The sequence below is a fragment of the Massilia yuzhufengensis genome (genome assembly GCF_900112225.1).
GTDB lineage: Bacteria > Pseudomonadota > Gammaproteobacteria > Burkholderiales > Burkholderiaceae_D > Telluria > Telluria yuzhufengensis.
Window position 1 is genome coordinate 19,355 of sequence record NZ_FOLD01000028.1, and the last position, 17,125, is coordinate 36,479.

The 17,125-nt window shown below is 66.7% G+C and carries 16 protein-coding genes and 1 pseudogene; 5 read left to right on the forward strand and 12 right to left on the reverse strand.

The features are described from left to right. The first annotated feature begins 132 nt into the window (after positions 1-132). A complete protein-coding gene (locus tag BM031_RS19535) occupies positions 133-456 on the forward strand; it encodes a hypothetical protein (RefSeq protein WP_091876230.1) in 324 nt (107 codons plus the stop codon). Positions 457-506: 50 nt separating this feature from the next. Here the strand turns inward: BM031_RS19535 and BM031_RS19540 are convergent, their stop codons facing one another. From BM031_RS19540 to BM031_RS19560, 6 genes are read right to left on the reverse strand one after another with little or no spacing between them, the layout of a single operon-like run. Continuing rightward, positions 507-1,760 carry a CaiB/BaiF CoA transferase family protein gene (locus BM031_RS19540; RefSeq protein ID WP_091876231.1) on the reverse strand — a complete coding sequence of 418 codons (1,254 nt, stop codon included), beginning with the start codon at positions 1,758-1,760 and terminating at the stop codon, positions 507-509. Between the two features lie 35 nt (positions 1,761-1,795). After that, positions 1,796-2,155, reverse strand: a complete 360-nt coding sequence (gene speD / locus BM031_RS19545) for an adenosylmethionine decarboxylase (protein WP_091876232.1) — start codon at positions 2,153-2,155, stop codon at positions 1,796-1,798. Further along, on the reverse strand, positions 2,152-2,313 hold the full coding sequence (locus BM031_RS25620) for a hypothetical protein (protein WP_177207825.1): 162 nt from the start codon (positions 2,311-2,313) through the stop codon (positions 2,152-2,154). The genes speD and BM031_RS25620 overlap by 4 nt, the downstream gene beginning before the upstream one ends. Positions 2,314-2,323: 10 nt before the next feature. Next, positions 2,324-3,766, reverse strand: coding sequence for a DUF4178 domain-containing protein (locus BM031_RS19550; RefSeq protein ID WP_091876233.1), 1,443 nt, complete (start codon positions 3,764-3,766; stop codon positions 2,324-2,326). Between the two features lie 10 nt (positions 3,767-3,776). After that, the gene (locus BM031_RS19555) at positions 3,777-4,802 is read right to left on the reverse strand and encodes an SPFH domain-containing protein (RefSeq protein ID WP_091876234.1); all 1,026 of its coding nucleotides are present in this window, start codon (positions 4,800-4,802) and stop codon (positions 3,777-3,779) included. A gap of 40 nt (positions 4,803-4,842) precedes the next feature. Beyond that, complete coding sequence (locus BM031_RS19560) at positions 4,843-5,229, reverse strand: DUF350 domain-containing protein (protein WP_091876235.1); 387 nt, start codon at positions 5,227-5,229, stop codon at positions 4,843-4,845. A gap of 65 nt (positions 5,230-5,294) precedes the next feature. Between BM031_RS19560 and BM031_RS19565 the strand changes: the two genes are divergently transcribed. Beyond that, entirely contained in the window at positions 5,295-6,806 is a 1,512-nt protein-coding gene (locus BM031_RS19565) for a polyamine aminopropyltransferase (RefSeq protein ID WP_091876236.1), read from the forward strand. Further along, positions 6,806-8,407, forward strand: a complete 1,602-nt coding sequence (locus tag BM031_RS19570) for an NAD(P)-binding protein (protein ID WP_091876237.1) — start codon at positions 6,806-6,808, stop codon at positions 8,405-8,407. The genes BM031_RS19565 and BM031_RS19570 overlap by 1 nt, the downstream gene beginning before the upstream one ends. A gap of 121 nt (positions 8,408-8,528) precedes the next feature. On the opposite strand, the gene BM031_RS19575 is transcribed toward BM031_RS19570, so the two are convergent. Beyond that, positions 8,529-10,136, reverse strand: a complete 1,608-nt coding sequence (locus BM031_RS19575) for a methyl-accepting chemotaxis protein (RefSeq protein ID WP_091876238.1) — start codon at positions 10,134-10,136, stop codon at positions 8,529-8,531. A 290-nt stretch (positions 10,137-10,426) separates the two neighbouring features. On the opposite strand from BM031_RS19575, the pseudogene BM031_RS25625 reads away from it, so the two are divergent. Next, positions 10,427-11,038: pseudogene (locus BM031_RS25625) on the forward strand (PAS domain S-box protein); the annotation flags it as partial. 178 nt (positions 11,039-11,216) lie between these two features. After that, a complete protein-coding gene (locus BM031_RS19590; RefSeq protein ID WP_091876239.1) occupies positions 11,217-12,749 on the forward strand; it encodes a response regulator in 1,533 nt (510 codons plus the stop codon). Here BM031_RS19590 and BM031_RS19595 read toward each other — a convergent pair. The 5 genes from BM031_RS19595 to BM031_RS19615 are packed head-to-tail and all read right to left on the reverse strand — an operon-like array spanning position 12,746 to position 17,096. After that, complete coding sequence (locus BM031_RS19595; protein ID WP_091876240.1) at positions 12,746-14,002, reverse strand: EAL domain-containing response regulator; 1,257 nt, start codon at positions 14,000-14,002, stop codon at positions 12,746-12,748. The two genes, BM031_RS19590 and BM031_RS19595, sit on opposite strands and share 4 nt — an antisense overlap. 9 nt (positions 14,003-14,011) lie before the next feature. Beyond that, positions 14,012-14,377, reverse strand: a complete 366-nt coding sequence (locus BM031_RS19600; protein WP_091876241.1) for an Hpt domain-containing protein — start codon at positions 14,375-14,377, stop codon at positions 14,012-14,014. Between the two features lie 12 nt (positions 14,378-14,389). After that, entirely contained in the window at positions 14,390-14,791 is a 402-nt protein-coding gene (locus BM031_RS19605; RefSeq protein ID WP_091876242.1) for a response regulator, read from the reverse strand. Next, positions 14,788-16,491, reverse strand: coding sequence for a sensor histidine kinase (locus BM031_RS19610; protein WP_091876243.1), 1,704 nt, complete (start codon positions 16,489-16,491; stop codon positions 14,788-14,790). Before BM031_RS19610 ends, BM031_RS19605 begins: the two co-directional genes overlap by 4 nt. An 8-nt stretch (positions 16,492-16,499) precedes the next feature. Then, positions 16,500-17,096: an excisionase family DNA-binding protein gene (locus BM031_RS19615; protein ID WP_091876244.1), complete on the reverse strand. Its 597-nt coding sequence runs from the start codon at positions 17,094-17,096 to the stop codon at positions 16,500-16,502. Between the last annotated feature and the right edge of the window lie 29 nt (positions 17,097-17,125).

Consider the following 17,125-nt stretch of genomic DNA (forward strand, 5'->3'; position numbering starts at 1 on the left):
AGTTCGGCCCGGTGCATCGGGCCTGCCCCTTGTTTGCCGCGCGCACTGCACAATTGCGGACTTGATATCGCCGCTGAGAGGACTAAAGTTAATGAATCAGGCGGGTCACCGCGATACTTTCAGGAGATCATCATGCTGCAAACTGCCGAAATCCAGCAACGCTTCAGCCAGATCCAACAAACGATCAACCAGGCCGAAGAGGTCACCCGGAACGACCAGGGGGCGCCCAGCGAGATCCGCGACTGCATCCAGAAAATCGCCCGGGAAATGCCAAACGCCCAGCGCGTGATGCAGTCGAACGACCAGTCGCGCATGGTCGAGTGCATCGATAAACTGGAGGAAATGGGCGACGACGCCAAGCGTCTGTGCCGCAGCGCCCAGCCATCGCCGCAGGTGGCGTCGGTGGTGACGCGGGTGCATGACGTGCTGTCGGACCTCAAGCACCAGTTGCACTGATTCAGGCGGGCTTCGTAGGGTGGGCAGCGTAGCCGCCCACCCTGCGTGAATCAAACGATACCTTTACCGCGCAAGGCGGCAATCTCCGCTTCGTCCAGGCCCAGCACATCGCCCAGCACTTCGTCGGTGTGCTGGCCCAGCAGGGGCGGCGCCTTGTCGCTGGTAGCCGGCGTCACCGACATCCGGATCGGGTTGCGCACCAGCTTGACCTTGCCGGCCGTCGGGTGCGGCAATTCAAACGCCACGTCGCGCGCCTGCACCTGCGGGTTGGCGAACACGTCGCCGATGTCGTTGATCGGCCCGCAGGGCACGCCCACGGCTTCCAGCAAGTCGATCCAGGCGTCGCGCCCGCGTTCCTTCACCATCTCCGCCAGCAGGGGCACGAGAACATCGCGGTTCTGCACGCGCAGCGGGTTGGTGGCAAAGCGCGGGTCGCTGCCCAGTCCCGGCCGGCCACCGGCTTCGACGAACTTCTGGTACTGGCCGTCGTTGCCGGTGGCGACGATGATGTGGCCGTCCGCGCAGGCGAAGGTCTGGTAGGGCACGATGTTGGCGTGCGCATTGCCCCAGCGCTTGGGCGGCTTTCCGCTGTTGAGGTAGTTGCTGCCCATATTGGCCAGCATCGCCACTTGCGTGTCGAGCAGCGCCATGTCGATGTGCTGGCCCTCGCCGCTGCGGTCGCGGTGGGTCAGCGCGGCCAGTACCGCCACGGTGGCGTACATGCCGGTCATCAGGTCGGTCAGCGCCACGCCGGCCTTTTGCGGGCCGCCGCCGGGCAGGTCGTCGCGCTCGCCGGTGACCGACATCAGGCCGCCCATGCCCTGGATCAGGAAGTCGTAGCCGGCGCGGTGGGCGTAGGGGCCGTCCTGGCCGAAGCCGGTGATCGAGCAGTAGACCAGGTCGGGCTTGATAGCCTTGAGGGTATCGTAGTCGAGGCCATAGCGCTTCAGGTGGCCTACCTTGAAGTTCTCCAGCACCACGTCGCAGTAACGTACCAGCTCGCGCAGCAGGGCCTGGCCTTCGCTGCTGGCGATGTCCACCGTGACCGAACGCTTGCCGCGGTTGGCCGACAGGTAGTAGGCCGCTTCGCTGGTGTCGCGGCCTTCCGCGTCCTTGGCGTAGGGCGGGCCCCAGGCGCGCGTGTCGTCGCCGTTGCCGGGACGTTCGATCTTGATCACGTCCGCGCCGAGGTCGGCCAGGTTCTGCGAGCACCACGGGCCCGCGAGCACGCGCGACAGGTCGAGCACGCGGATGTGGCCGAGCGCCTTCGGCAGCGCTGGAGAAGGAGTGCCTGGTTGGGTCATGCTGTTCCTGCGAGGTAGTCGGGACAAGCCAGCGATTATAGCTGGCCGCGTGCGATGGTCTTGACCGAGCGCGAGCCTGGCTGCAATGCCGCATCGATGACGTCGAGCGCGCGCTGCGGCTGCGCCTGCCCGCACATGAAGATGTCGGCGGCGGCGAAGCCGTGCTCCGGCCAGGTGTGGATCGAGATGTGCGATTCGGCCAGCAGCAGCACGCCGGTCACGCCCATGCCGGGGCCGAAGGCGTGGAAGTGGCTGTGCAGGATGCACGCGCCGGCGGCCTGCGCGGCTGCGCGCAGCAGCGCATCGATTGACTGCGGGTCGGTGAGCAGGGCGGCATCGATGCCGGCCAGGTCGGCCAGCAGGTGGATGCCGGCGGGGCGGTGAGGGTGGCTCACTTGTGGCTTCCGCCCGAATAGCCGCCACCGCTGCCATAACTGTGGCTGCGCCAGCTGTTGCCGCCACCGGTGCGGGTGGACGAGGCCATGCTGACCCAGCAGATGACGGTGGTGACCAGCGCGACCACGATCGCGTACAAAAGGAATTTGGTTCTCATGCGTGCCTGTTCATTTGTCGGGGGCCAGCATCAGCGGCAGGAACAGCGCCAGCACACCGACCAGCAACCAGGCCACGGTCGCGCCAAAGTTGAAGATGAGCGGGATGAAGTTCAGGCCGACGATCCAGAGCAGCGTCTTCCAGGCGATGTCGCGGCCGCTCATCGGCCCCTTCGTCGCTTTCGGCGCGGGCGCGGCCAGCTTGAACCAGGCGCGTATCTGGTCGGCGGCCACCGGGGTGGAGCGCGACCAGGTCAGTTCTTCCACGGTGTGCTCGGCCGCCAGGCTGTTCTGGCCATGCTCGAATTCGGCGACATCGACCACGTCGCCCGCCGCCACGCGCCAGTTGAAGGCGCCGGCCGCGTACAGCACACGCGCCTGGTAGACCCAGGTGCGCCGGTATTCCACGCCGTCCACCTTCACCGCATTCATGGCCGGCAACGGCGGCGTGGGCCAGTCGTCCATCACGTCCGAGCGCGACCAGCCTTCATCGGTTTCCACCAGCCAGAAGAACGGGCCCTGGGTCGAGTACAGCAGGTATTCGCTCCAGGCCTCGCCTTCGTTGTCCTCGCGCCGCATCACCCCCAGCACGCGGTAGTCGTGCGCGCCGATGGTCGCGATCGCGCCCAGGCTCAAGGTGAAAGGCACGCGCTCCTGGTCTTCGCCCTTGCGCAGCACCTCGGCCTTGGGCGACGAGGCGTCCAGCCGGGTCGAGCACGACGGGCAGATGCAGTTGGCGGCCAGGCCGGGAATGTAGCGGATCGACGATCCGCAGGAAGGGCACTGCAGCAGATCGACCTTGCCGCGGTACTTGCCGGCGCTGGCCTTGATCTGCTCGTCGTCGCGCAGCAGCTGGCACTTCATCGCTTCCAGGGTCACCGCATTGCCGGCGAAAAGCTGGGGCGGGGTGCCGTCGGAATAATCGAGGGTAGCGAAGCTGGGCCCGCGCCGGAAGTCGGCCACGCGCGCCTCCCAGCCTTCGCCGACCCGGAACGGCAGCTCGCCCTGGCCGCCGGTGCAGGTGGCGACGCGCTTGTCGGCGGCCGCATAGGGGCCGAAGCCGATGTCGTATTCGCGCGTCACCTTGACGTCGTCGAACGCCGGCCAGCCGGGCGCCAGTTCGCGCTTGGTGGTCAAGGTGTACTGGCCGGACGCTTCGCCCAGCCAGCCGTCCGTCCCGTCGTCGAACAGCAGGTACCACTCGTTCCACATGCCTGCCTCGTAGCGCAGCTGGATGCGGCCCACCACGGTGAAGCTGCGGCCCGCCAGCATTCCCGAGGTGCCGAGCTGGATGCGCGAGTAATCCTCCAGCACATCGGACATCTTGCCGAGGTCGCGCACCGCGCCAGCCTCCTTCACCACCGTGGCGCGGCAGAACTCGCACACCGCCAGGACGGAGGCGTGCGAGCGGAACCCGATCGGTGCGCCGCAGGAAGGGCAGGAGACGTTCTGCATCGGGCGCGGCCTAGCCGATCAGCTTCTTGAGCAGCTCGGCCTTGGTGCTGTCGTAGTCGCCCTGCGAGATCAGGCCCTTGTCGAGCAGGCCCTTGAGTTTACCGAGGCGGTCTTCGATCGATTCCGAACCCACCGGCACGGCGGCCGGCTGCGGCTGGGCGAAAGCCCCGGTCATCCCTTGCGCCATGGCCTGGCCGATGGCGATGCCGGCGCCCGCGCCGGCGCCGATGCCGGCCAGGCCGCCTTCGTTCTGGGCCGCCAGCGGAATGCTGCTGGCCACCTGGAACTGGGTGAAGCCGCCCATCTTGTCGGCGCCCAGGCTGGCCTTCATGCCGGCCGAAATGCGCTCGTCCAGCGCCGATTGCAGTTCTTCCGGCAGGCTGACGCTGGCGACGTTGAATTCGTCCAGGCCGATGCCGTAGCGGGCAAAGGCGGTGGCCAGGTCGCCGCGGATCTGCTGGGCCATCAGGGTCTGGTTGGCCGCCATGTCGAGGAAAGCGATTTTTGACGCGCCCAGCGAGTTGGCCATGGTGGCCAGCATCAGGCCGCGCAGCTGGTCTTCGACTTCATCGCGCGAGTAGGACGCGCGGGTGCCGCTGATCTCGGTGAAGAACAGGCGCGGGTCGGCGATGCGGTAGGAGTACATGCCGAAGGCGCGCACCCGGATCATGTCGAAGTCCTTGTCGCGGATCGTCACCGGCTGCGGCGTGCCCCACTTGCGGCCGGTCTGCACGCGGGTGGAGAAGAAGTACACGTCCGACTTGAAGGGCGAGGCGAACAGCTTGTCCCAGTTCTTCAGGTTGGTCAGCACCGGCAAGGTGGAAGTGGTGAGACGGTGCGTGCCGGGGCCGAACACGTCGGCCACGCGGCCTTCGTCCACGAACACGGCCACCTGCGACTCGCGCACCACCAGCGTGGCGCCGTTCTGGATTTCGAAGTCTTCCATCGGGTGGCGCCAGGCGAGCAGGCCTTCGCCTTCTTCATTCCACTGGAGGACGTCGAGAAACTGCTTCTTGATGAATGAGCCGAGAGACATGATGGGTTCCTCTTCTATGCGACGTGAATAAGCGTGGGAGTCAGGAGATGCTGCCGGCGTTGACCAGGCCGATCGATAGCGAAATGGCGCCCAGCAGGATGCCGAAGCCGACGTTGTTCGCTTCGATCTGGTCCTTCGACATGCGCAGCATGCGGGTGGCGACCACGAACACCAGCACCTGGATCAGCATGGCCAGGCCCGCCCAGCCACAGAATTCATAGTAGTCGTCGGTATGCATCAGCGCCGAGGCGATGGTGACCGAGAAGCCGAGCAGGGTGCCGCCCAGCGAGACGGCGGCCGCGCAGTTCCCCTGGCGGATCAGCAGGATCTCGTCGTAGGGCGTGACCCGCGTGTACACCACAAAAAATGCCAACACCAGCGCAATTGCCGTCGCAAGATGCAGCACATAGTTTAGGATGGCGGGCACGACATTCTCCAGAGAAAAATAGACAGGATTGCAGCACTTTGCGATCTTAGAACAAAAGCCGTTTCATGACCAAAAGAATTCTTATCCTGTCCGTGTTCGTGGTCGCGTCCTGCGGCCTGGCCTATGAACTGATTGCCGGCGCATTGTCCAGCTACCTGCTGGGCGATTCGGTGCTGCAGTTCTCCACCATCATAGGCTGCTACCTGTTCGCCATGGGCGTCGGCGCCCACTTCTCGAAGTATGTGCGCGACGAGGACGTGCTGTCGCGCTTCATCGACATCGAGCTGGCGGTGGGCCTCATCGGCGGGACCTCGAGCGCGGTGCTGTTCCTGACCTTTACCTGGATGGGCGCACCCTTCCGCACGGTGCTGTACGTGATGGTATTCCTGATCGGCGCCATGGTCGGCATGGAGATACCGCTGGTGATGCGCGCGCTGAACGAGCGCCGCACCGGGTTCGCCGAGATCGTCAGCCGCGTGCTCACCTTCGATTACCTCGGCGCGCTGGCGGTGTCGCTGCTGTTCCCGCTGGTGCTGGCGCCCCACCTGGGCCTGGTGCGCAGCGGCTTCCTGTTCGGGATGCTCAACGTCGGCGTGGCGATGTGGACGTTATACGTGTTCCGGGCGGAGCTGGACCGCCTGCGCGGCCGCGTGATCCGCGCCAGCGCCGTTCTGTTCGCGCTGGTGCTGGGTTTCGGCTTTTCAGACCGCATGGTGGAGTGGGGCGAGCATGGCCTGTTCGGCGACGACGTCGTCTATTCCACCACCACGCCTTACCAGCGCCTGGTGGTCACCCGCTGGAAGGACGACCTGCGCCTGTACATCAACGGCAACCTGCAGTTTTCTTCGCGCGACGAATACCGCTACCACGAGGCGCTGGTGCATCCGGCGATGCAGTCGCTGCCCTGGGCCAGGCGGGTGCTGGTGCTGGGCGGCGGCGATGGTCTGGCGCTGCGCGAAGTGCTGCGCTACCCGCAGGTGGAAGAAGTGACCCTGGTCGACCTGGATCCCGCCATGACGCAGGCCTTCGCCACCCGCCCGGAACTGGTGAAGCTCAATGCGAACGCGCTCAAGGACAAGCGCGTGAAGATCATCAACGCCGACGCCGGCATCTGGCTGCAGAAGGACGCCGGGATGTACGACGTGGCCATCGTCGATTTCCCCGACCCCTCCAGCTTCGCCCTCGGCAAGCTCTACTCGGTGCCGTTCTACGGCATGCTGCGCAAGCACGTCGCCGCCAATGGCCTGATCGCGGTGCAGTCCACCTCGCCCTTCTTCGCCCCCAACGCCTACTGGACCATCGAAGCGACGCTGCGCGAAGTGGGCCTGCAGACCTGGCCGTATCACCTGTATGTGCCCTCGTTTGGCGAGTGGGGCTTCATCATGGCCTCGCCCCAGGGCCGCTTCGTGCCGCCCACCGGCTACCGGCTGCCGATGCGCTACCTCACCGGCGAGACCACCCGCGCCATGTTCAGCTTCCCGCCCGACATGCAGCGCCGCGCCATGCCACCCAACCGCCTGGACACCCAGTCGCTGGTGCGCGAATTCGAGGAAGACTGGCAGCAGGTGATCCGCTGATGGACCGCCGTTCCTTCTTGCTGACGGCGGCGGGCGCCGGCGCCGCAGGCCTGGCCACAGCGGCCGGCTTCCTGCACTGGCAGGAAGTAACGCCCCGCGTGCATGCGCCGGGCAGGGCGGAAGGCCACACCCTGCGCGACCGCGGGCAGCTGCCGCCGCCATCGAGCACCATCGAGACCGATGTCGTCATCCTCGGTTCCGGCATCGCCGGCCTGAGCGCGGCGTGGCAACTGGGGAAGCTGGGCCACGAGGATTTCCTGCTGCTCGACGGCCCGGAGGCCTTCGGCAACGCCGCCGGCAGCCGCTACGGCGACCTGGCTTGCCCGACCGGTGCGCATTACCTGCCATTGCCTGGGCCGGAGTCGACCCATGTGCGCGCGATGCTGGCCGACCTCGGGATCCTGCTGCATGGCGCCAGCGAAGAGAAACCCACCTACGACGAACGCTTCATTCTGCACGGCCCGCAAGAGCGCCTGCTGCGCGACAACGTCTGGCACGAAGGCCTGGTGCCGACGGGCGCCTCGGATGCGGCCGAACACAAGCTGTTCTTCGACGAGATGGCGCGCCTGCGCCACCAGCGCGGCGCCGACGGCCTGCGCGCCTTCGTGTTCCCGCTGGCGCGTTCGTCCAGCGACCCGGCCTTCGCCGCGCTCGACCGCCTCAGCTTTGCGCAGTGGCTGGGCGACCAGGGCTACCGCTCGGCGAGCCTGCGCTGGTACCTCGACTACTGCTGCCGCGACGACTACGGCGCCGGCATCGACCGCGTCTCCGCCTGGGCCGGCATCCACTACTTCGCCGGCCGCTGGGGCCAGGCCGCGAATGCGGACGAGAACGCGCTGCTGACCTGGCCCGGCGGCCTGGCGCCGCTGGCCGACGCGCTGGCCGCAAAAGCCGGCCCGCGCCGCCGCGCCGGCACTGCCGCATCGGTGCGCGAAGTCGATGGCAAAGTCGAAGCGCTGTGTTTCGTGCTGGAAGACGGCAAGCCGCGCAGTTTTACCGTGCGGGCGCGGCGCGCAATCTGCGCCATGCCGCTGTTCGTCGCCAGCCGTGTGGTGGAGGGAATGGAACGTTACGGCTTCGACCCACGCCGCCACCTGCCGGAATACGCCCCCTGGATGGTGTCGAACTTCCTGATGCGCGACTTCCCGCGCGAGCTGCCCGACGCCCAGCTGGCCTGGGACAACGTGGTCTATAACGGAAAGGGCCTGGGCTACGTCGTCTCGACCCACCAGGACATCCGTTCCCGCCCGCCCGACAAGACCGTGTTCACCGCCTACACCGCGCTGTCGAGCCGTACGCCCAAGGAAGCACGCCGCTGGATGCAATCCGCCAGCCCCGCCGAACTGCTGGAGCTGGCCAGCAGCGACCTGAAGGCAGCCTACGACTGGGCCTTCGCCCCCTGCGTCGAGCGCGTCGACATCACCCTGCGCGCCCATGCGATGGCCGTGCCGCAACCGGGCTTTCGCAGCAACCCCGGCCTGGCCGCCCTGCGCGCCTCGAATGGCCCGATCCTGTTCGCCCACGCCGACCTGTCCGGCCTGTCGGTGTTCGAAGAAGCCGCCTGGTGGGGCTGCCTCGCCGCCACCCGCTCCAACACCTGAACTTCGGGGTCAGGTCTGACATTTGGACACGAGCTCAGCCTTAAGCAAGCGTTCGATGGCGATTGGCAGGCTTCTACAGTCGAGGTCGTGTCCGATTGTCAGACCTGACCCCGAAGTTTGCTTAGGCTGCGAGCAGGCGGGTTGCGCGGGTAGTTACTTGGCGGCGCTGGCCGGTAGGGGCCAGGTCGACCGTGAAGGTGCTGACCAGTTGCGCGAGGGTCGCGGCCTGGTCCTGCAGGGATTCGGCGGCGGCGGCCGCTTCTTCCACCAGGGCGGCGTTATGCTGGGTAACGCTGTCCATCTGGGTGATGGCGGCATTGACCTGTTCGATGCCGGCGGTCTGCTCGGCGCTGGCCGAGGCGATCCCGGACATGATGTCGGTCACCCGGGTGATGCCCTGCACGATTTCCTGCATGGTCGAACCGGCTTCGTCGACGAGGCGTCCGCCGGCGTCGACCTTCGAGACCGAATCGGTGATCAGGGTGCGGATTTCCTTGGCGGCGCCAGCCGAGCGCTGGGCCAGGTTGCGCACTTCGGAGGCGACCACGGCGAAGCCGCGGCCCTGCTCGCCCGCACGGGCCGCTTCGACGGCGGCGTTGAGCGCCAGGATGTTGGTCTGGAAGGCGATGCTGTCGATCACGCCGATGATGTCGCGGATCTGCTTCGACGACGCATTGATCGATGCCATCGTGGACACCACCTGCGCCACCACGTCGCCGCCGCGCACGGCGATTTCCCATGCGCTCAAGGCCAGCATATTGGCCTGGCGCGCGCTGTCGGAATTCTGGCGGACCGTGCTGGTCAGTTCTTCCATCGACGACGCGGTTTCTTCCAGCGAGCTGGCCTGCTGTTCGGTACGGGCCGACAGGTCGAGGTTACCCGATGCGATCTGCTGCGAGGCGGTGACGATGGCGTCGGTCCCCATGCGCACTTCGGTGACGGTCTTGCGCAGGCTGCCGTTCATGACTTTCAGCGCGGCCAGCAGGTCGCCGACTTCATCGCGCGACGTGACTTCGATTTCGGCCGTCAGGTCGCCCGAGGCGACTTGTTGCGCGAGGCTCACGGCATGCACCAGGGGGCGCGTGATGCTGCGCGCCAGCACGAAGCCGAAGGCGGCGCCGCACAGGATCGCCGCAACGCCGATGGCGACCAGCATGCGCCGGGCACGCTTGTTGAGCTCGTCGATGCCGCTGCTCGCTTCCTTGAACAGCCGCTCCTGGTGGTCCACCACGGCTTCGACCGATGCGACGTATTCTTTCATTGCTGGAATCATCTTGCCATCGGCATAGGCCTTCAGCTCCGCATCGACGGCGCCGAGCGCTGCCTTGCGCTTGAAGGCTTCGTCGCGGATCGCCGAGTATTGCTTGCGGCGCTCGGCGACCTCCTTCATCAGTTGCTTGCCGCTGCCGTCGACGACCATGCCGTCCAGTTCCTTCTGATACTTCGACACTTGCGCGCTGACCGACTTCATCTCGGTGTCGAGCTGCTTCTCGTCTTCCTGGTCAGCACTCTTGAGCTTGGCGACGGTGCGCACGCTATTGGTGGCGATTCCTTCGAGCCAATCCTGCGCCAGACTCGACTTTTGGCTGGCCGAAGCCATGACCTCCTTGCCCGCGGCAATATGGTCGAGCTGCCAAAGCGCGCTTGCCAGCATGATGGCCAGCAGGACGAGGATTGCAGCGAATGCGCTGCCGAGGCGGGTACCAATACGGAAATTATTCAAGTTCATCTTCTACACCGTCAACCGCAACAAACACCACCGGCAATACAGCGCAAGCCGTGCGGACCAGACATACCGAAGACAATTCCAGGTAATGGCGTCGATCAATTCCACACTATCAGTGTGGAATTAGGGTGGGCATGTGTTATTGGCAAGTTCTTTGCTCTCAAAAACAAGGAAACAGTATGTGTTTGATAAGCAACTTGTCATGCATGCAAACCGCTGGTGCAGATACCAATGATCAGGTAACGAGAAAGCGGTGTAGCATGTCGACCACGCAACAAGTCGGCGGAGGTGCCATGCACAATTCTCTCAGCCCGGAGCAGGTGCTCGGGATTCTGGATATCGCCGACAATGCGATCATCTGTACCGACGCCGGCGGGCAGATCGTGTTTTTCAACCAGGGCGCCGAGCGGATCTTCGGATGGCGGACTGCCGAGGTGGTCGGCCGGGAGTTGTCGATCCTGATTCCCGAACGGTTCCGCAGCGGCCACGGCCAGCGCATGGCGGGCTTCCACCATGGCGACGCCACCGCGCGCCGGATGGGAGAACGCGGCACCATCTATGCGCTGCGCAAGGACGGGACCGAATTCCCCGCCGAGGCCTCGATCTCGCGTTCGCAGTCGGGCGGGGAGTGGGTGCTGACGGCGATCCTGCAGGATATCTCGGACCGCCGCGCCTACGAGCGCGAGCTCGAGGCGGCGAAGGAAAAGGCCGAGGCCGCGATGCTGGCCAAGGGCATCTTCCTGGCCAATATGAGCCACGAGATCCGGACCCCGCTCAACGCCGTCATCGGGATGACCACGCTGCTGCTCAACACCGGGTTGGACGACGAGCAGCGCGACCACGCCCAGACCATCCGCAACAGCGGCGAAGCCTTGTTGGCGATCATTAACGACCTGCTCGACTATTCGAAGATCGACGTCGGGCGCCTCGACCTGGAACGCCAGTCCTTCGACATCCGGCGCAGCGTCGAGGATGCGCTCGACCTGGTGGCGCCGGGCGCCGGCGGCAAGCAGATCGAACTGATGTGCACGATCGCGGCCGAGGTGCCAGAGATCATCGTGGCCGACGCGACGCCTGCGCCAGGTGCTGGTCAACCTGCTGTCGAACGCGGTGAAGTTCACCCAGCAAGGCGAAGTCGTGGTCGAGCTCACTGCGAGGTGGGTGCGCGCCAAGCAATATGCGCTGCAGTTCGCGGTGAGCGACAGCGGCATCGGGATCCCGCCGCACCGGCTTGACGACATCTTCGAATCCTTCACCCAGGTCGACGCCTCCACCACGCGCCAATACGGCGGCACCGGCCTGGGCCTGACCATCAGCAAGCGCCTCGCGGAAATCATGGGCGGCACCATCAAGGTCACCAGCGAACCGGGACGCGGTTCCTGCTTCACCCTGTCGATCATGGCCGATGCCGGGGACGGCAAGTCCAGCAGCGCGCAGCTGCGCACCCGCGCCGCGCCGCTGGCGGGCCGGCGCATCCTGATCGTGGACGACAACAGCACCAACCTGCGCATCCTCCACATGCAGGCCTTGCAGTGGGGGATGCAGCCTTCGGCGGTGTCCTCAGCCAGCGAGGCGCTGGAACTGGTGATGCACGCCGAACCGTTCGAGGTGGCGCTGGTGGACCTGCACATGCCGGACATGCCGGGCACCGCGCTGGCCGCCGCGATCGAGCGCCTGCGCCCGGGCGTGGCGCCGCCGATGGTGCTGCTGATGCCGATCGGGGAACGGGTGCAGGCCCAGGACGGCGACGACGTCCTGTTCGCGGCGCGCCTGGGCAAGCCGGTCAAGCCGGCGATGCTGCTCGAGGCCTTGCTCAAGGCCCTGGGTGTGCACCGGAACGAGGCGCCGGCGCCGGCGGCCGTGCACCGCGCCGACCAGGCCGGCGTCGAGATCCTGGTCGCGGAGGACAATGCCATCAACCAGAAGGTGATCCAGCAGCAGTTGCGGCGACTGGGCTACCAGGCCGATATCGTCGGCAACGGCGCCGAGGCGGTGGCCGCCCTCGAGCGCCAGCACTACGGTGTGGTCCTGATGGACGTGCAGATGCCGGTGATGGACGGGATCGAGGCCACGCGCCGCCTGCGCCTGCGCTTTCGCGGCCTGAACGTGCCGTACATCGTGGCCATGACGGCCAATGCGCTGCCGGGCGACCGCGAGCGCTGCCTGGCGGCAGGCATGGACACCTACCTGCCCAAGCCGGTGATCTTCGACGAGCTGCGCCAGACGCTGGCGCTGGCCATCGAGACCGTCACCGCGCGCCGCTCGCCCACCGCGATCGATCCGGCGCGGGTGCAGGAACTGGCGGCCGGCGCAATGGGCGAGGACGGCGTGCTGCACGATGTGGTCGCCGTGTTCCTGCAGGAGGTGCCGGACGCCCTGGAGGCGGCCGCGCAGGCCATCGGGCGGCAGGATGGCGAGGCGCTGGCGGCCACCGCCCATTATCTGTTGACGAGCATCGGTGCGATTGGCGCGCTGCGCATGCGCGATCCCTGCAGCCGGCTGCAGATGCTGGGCAAGCTGGGCGGCTTCGAGACGGCGCAGGACGCGCTGGCGGCCCTGGCGCGCGAATTCGAAGCGGCCAGGGCGGAATTGCTGGTCCTGCAGGGCCGCGCCTAGCCGGCAGTGACAGGCGTGTCGAGGGCGCGGGCCTTTGCCAGCAGGGCCTCGGCCGGCATCGGCATGCCCACATGCCAACCCTGGGCGATATCGCATCCGAGCTGGCGCGCGAACGCGAAGTGGGCGGCGGTTTCGATGCCCTCGGCGACGGTGCTCAGGTGCAGCTCGCGCGCCATGCGGATGATCGATTGCAGGATGACCATCGCGCGCGGCGACACCATGGCGCGCGCCACGAAGGAGCGGTCGATCTTGACCTCGTTGGCCGGTAGTTCGCTCAGCTGCTGGAGCGAGGAATAACTGGTGCCGAAATCGTCGAGCGATACCCGGAACCCGTGCATGCGCAGCCGCGTGATGCTTTCAAGCAGGTTGCGGTAGTCGCGCGCGATCGCCGTCTCGGTCACTTCGATGGTCAGGACACCAGGATCGATGCCGCGCCGCTCGGCCCGGTCGCGCCAGCGGTTGGGAACCCCGATATCTTCCAGGGTCAAGGGCGAGGCGTTGATCGACACCGGGATCCGCAGGCCCTGGCTGGTCCAGCGCGCGATGGCGTCGAGCGAACCGTCGAGCATCTGGTCGAACAGCTCGTCCACCATCCCGCCGGCTTCCATGCAGGGCACGAAATGCGAGGGATCGAGCAGCCCGGCCTGCGGATGCTGCCAGCGCGCCAGTGTTTCCACGCCGACGATGCGCCCGGTCGCGAACGCGACCTGGGGCTGGAAATACGGGACGAACTCGTGTCGCGCGAGCGCCAGCCGCAGTTCCGATGGGGTCCTGGGTGGCAGCGGATCGCGTTGCGCGCAGCGCGGCCGCGCCGGGGATGCGGCCGCGGCCAGGCAGGCCAGCAGCTTGTCGCGCAGCGTGTCGACGTCGATCGGCTTGCGCAGGATGCCGCCCCAGGCCGCGTCGTTGCCGCCGGCCAGGATTTCGGTCGCCATGAGCAGGTCCTCGTCCAGTCCCGACAGCACCACCAGGCGGCCGATCGGCCGCAGCGCGGCCACGCGCAGGAACTCGATGCCGTCCATGCATACCGGGTCGTGCATGCGCAGGTCGCACAGGATCACGTCGAAGCGCACCGCATCGTTGTCGATCAGCTTCAGGGCCTCGCTGCCGTTGGCGGCGCTGGCCACATGGCCCAGGCCCAGGCGCCGCAGCATCGTGCTCAGTACCTTTCGCTCGAACTCGTTGTCTTCGATGACCAGGACGCGGCAGGCATGCAGGCGGACGACGGGAAGCGAAGCGGGGATGGGCCTCATGGAGTTCTTTCACCCGCCTCGGAGAGGGCGGGATGCCTGGTAATCGTACACCTGGGATGTCAATACGTCCACATCATCGCACAGTCCGGTTCCGGTCCCGTCGGGCGGGGCGATGCCGCGCCGCGCCGCGTTCTCCAGCGCCTTGCAGCGTTCCTGCAGGCCGTTGGCGCCGACCACGGCCAGGCAGCTGCGCAGGCTGTGCGCCTCTTCCGCCATCGCGGCGGTATGTTTGGCCACGAGCGCCGCGCGCAGGCGGCCGTTCATCGGCGGCACGATGCGCAGGTAGATGGCCAGCAATTGGTCGACCAGGTCGTCGTCGCCGCCGGCGGTGTCGTGCAGGATGTCCGAGCGGAACTGCGTGGAGAGGGTTCTCATCGTGTGCGCCGCTCAGGGATGGGAAAACTGCCCGAGCGGACCCAGCCAGGGTTCCAGCGCGGCCTGCAAGGCCTGCATCTGGGCCGGTTTGGGAACATGCAGGTCCATGCCGGCGGCGGCGCTCTGGCCGCTGTCTTCCTCCACTGTGCCGGCCGACATGGCGATGATGGGCAGGTGCTTGCCGCTGAAGCGCTCGGCGGCCCGGATCCTGCGGGTCATTTCGAACCCGTCCATTTCCGGCATCTGGCAATCGGCCAGCACCAGCCGGCACTCGTGTTCCACCAGCCAGTGCAGGGCATCCAGGCCGTTGGCGGCGACCGCGACGTCGGTCACGCCCAGGTGGGCGAGCTGGCGGACCAGCAGGTGCTGGGTCATCTCGTTGTCCTCGACAATCAGGATGGTTGACGAACTCATGCAGTCTCCTCGCTCGAACGTGCCGCCCTGCCGTGCATGCCGTCCCCGGGCGTGCGCGGCAGGGTGAAAACCACCGTGGTGCCGATCCCGGGCGCGGACTTGATCTCCACCTCGCCACCCATGAGGGCAAGCAGCTCGCGCACCAGTGTCAGTCCAAGTCCGGCGCCATCGCTGCTGCGGGTATCGCTGGAGTCGACCTGGAAGAACCGGTCGAACACCCGTTCCTGCGCGGACGCGGGGATGCCGGGGCCGGTGTCGGCGACCGTGAACACCAGCCTGTCTTCGGCCGCCTCCAGCGCCAGCTCCACCTGGCCGGCATCGGTGAACCTGATGGCATTATGCAGCAGGTGATCCAGCACCTGCCGAAGTTTTTCGCGGTCGCAGACCCAGCGTTGCGGCACGTCCTCGCCGATCCGGCAGAGCAGCGCCAGGCCCCTGGCGCGCGCCGCGCCGTGGTGGCCGGAGACGACCTGCTCGACCAGCGCGCGCAGGTCCTCCGACGCCAGTTGCGGCAGTTCGGTTCCCGCCTCGAGCCTGTTCAGCTGGAGCAACTGGTCGACCAGGGACAGCAGATGCAGTCCGCTGCTGCGGATGACCTCGGCGTATTCGCGGTGCTCGGCGTCACGGGCATCCATCGACAGCAGCTCGGCATACCCGAGGATGCCGTTGAGCGGCGTGCGCAGCTCGTGCGACATATTGGACAGGAACTGGGTCTTGGCCGCGTTGGCCTTGACCGCCTGGGCACGGCTGAGCAGCAGGCGCCGCGCCAGCAGCAGAAGGACGGCGCTGAACACGACGATGCCCACGGTCGACAGGCTGGCATGCAGGATTTGCTGCGAACGCAGCGCCAGCAGGTGGTCGTCAAGGTCGGACAGGTCGATGCCCACCACCACGATCAGCGGATAGGCGTCGAGTCGCCGGAAGGCCGCGAGCCGTTTGCGGCCGTCGATGTTGCTGCGCACCGTCACCAGTCCGTTGCGCCGGCCCCCGATCTGGCGGAACTGCGCGCTCGCCGATACGTCCTGTCCCAGCGTGCTGGCATCGGTCGACCGGCGCGCCCTGACGATGCCGTCGGTGCCCACCAGGGTCACGACGCTGTTCGGGCTGATCTGCGCGGATTCGTACAGCCGGGTGAAGTAGAACGGGTCCAGCGAGACCGCGGCCACGCCGCCAAGGCTGCCGTCGGCCAGGTCGATGCGGCGGGTCAGCTGGAGCGACCACTGGTGGGTAATGCGCCCCAGAACAGGCTTGCTGATGATCAGTCCAAGGCCCGGCTGCTCCAGGTGCGACCGGATATGCGCCCGGTCAGCCAGGCTGAGCGGCGGCGATGGCTTGCTCGCCAGCACAAGTTGTCCATCGGGTCCAACGACTGAATACAGGTTGACGATATCGCCGGGAATGACTCCCTTGTCGAGCAGGGAGGAAAGGTCGAGCCGGGCGCCATGTTCGATGTATTCGTGGCGAATGAATTGCAGGGCCTGGTCGCCGGCCCGGATGGTGCGCACCGTATGCTCTTCGATCATGCGCGCGAAGTTGCCTGCGTCGCGGCCGGCGTCGCGCAGCGCGCGCTGGTGCGCTTCCTGGTCCTGCCGTGCGAGCGAGTACCACACGTCCGCGATCCACACGGCCGAGAAGCAGCATAGGGCGATCACCAGCGGCGCGGTGCGGATGCGGACCAGGAGGGGGTATGGGATCTGCACGGGTTGGCTCAGGCCTGCGCGCGCTGCTTGTGCATGCAGCAGGCGGTCACGAACCCGCGCAGCTGCTCCAGGGGCAGCGGCTTCTGGAAGAACGCGACACCCGGCGGGATGCCGCCGCGGGAGTCGAGTTCTTCGCGCTCCAGCCCGGTGACGATCGCGATATGGACATGGCGCAGCGCAGGGCGCGCCAGCACGGTTTCCATGATCTCGTAGCCGTCGATGCCGCGCATGCTGATGTCGAGCAGCAGGATATCCGGTGCATTCACGCCGATCTCGATCAGGCCATCGTAGCCGCTGCGGCAGATGGTCAGGTCGAGCGGCAGTTCCCATTGCGCGATCCGGGCCGCGTAGACAGCGCGCAGCATGGGGTCGTCCTCCACGACGATCAGGCGCGAGCGGGCGGCGCGCTGGGCGCCAGCCGGCTCCAGGCCGCCCTTGTAGGCAAGCAGCGCTTCCCGCGGGATCCGGCGATGCCCACCCTGGGTGCGCCATGCGCTGAGGACGCCGCTTTCCACCAGCTTCTGGACCGACGACACCGACACGCCCAGGTAGGACGCAGCCTCCTGGGTGGTCATGACGTCGACGGGTTCTTTGAGAGTCGGCATATTCAGAAAGTTTCCGTAAGTAAAATAAA

What these genes read in the sequence shown, in the direction of transcription:
- BM031_RS19535 (WP_091876230.1), top strand. Translation starts at nt 133, where the DNA reads ATGCTGCAAACTGCCGAAATCCAGCAACGCTTCAGCCAGATCCAACAA.
- BM031_RS19540 (WP_091876231.1), bottom strand. Translation starts at nt 1,760, where the DNA reads ATGACCCAACCAGGCACTCCTTCTCCAGCGCTGCCGAAGGCGCTCGGC.
- BM031_RS25620 (WP_177207825.1), bottom strand. Translation starts at nt 2,313, where the DNA reads ATGAGAACCAAATTCCTTTTGTACGCGATCGTGGTCGCGCTGGTCACC.
- BM031_RS19550 (WP_091876233.1), bottom strand. Translation starts at nt 3,766, where the DNA reads ATGCAGAACGTCTCCTGCCCTTCCTGCGGCGCACCGATCGGGTTCCGC.
- BM031_RS19555 (WP_091876234.1), bottom strand. Translation starts at nt 4,802, where the DNA reads ATGTCTCTCGGCTCATTCATCAAGAAGCAGTTTCTCGACGTCCTCCAG.
- BM031_RS19565 (WP_091876236.1), top strand. Translation starts at nt 5,295, where the DNA reads ATGACCAAAAGAATTCTTATCCTGTCCGTGTTCGTGGTCGCGTCCTGC.
- BM031_RS19570 (WP_091876237.1), top strand. Translation starts at nt 6,806, where the DNA reads ATGGACCGCCGTTCCTTCTTGCTGACGGCGGCGGGCGCCGGCGCCGCA.
- BM031_RS19575 (WP_091876238.1), bottom strand. Translation starts at nt 10,136, where the DNA reads ATGAACTTGAATAATTTCCGTATTGGTACCCGCCTCGGCAGCGCATTC.
- BM031_RS19595 (WP_091876240.1), bottom strand. Translation starts at nt 14,002, where the DNA reads ATGAGGCCCATCCCCGCTTCGCTTCCCGTCGTCCGCCTGCATGCCTGC.
- BM031_RS19600 (WP_091876241.1), bottom strand. Translation starts at nt 14,377, where the DNA reads ATGAGAACCCTCTCCACGCAGTTCCGCTCGGACATCCTGCACGACACC.
- BM031_RS19605 (WP_091876242.1), bottom strand. Translation starts at nt 14,791, where the DNA reads ATGAGTTCGTCAACCATCCTGATTGTCGAGGACAACGAGATGACCCAG.
- BM031_RS19615 (WP_091876244.1), bottom strand. Translation starts at nt 17,096, where the DNA reads ATGCCGACTCTCAAAGAACCCGTCGACGTCATGACCACCCAGGAGGCT.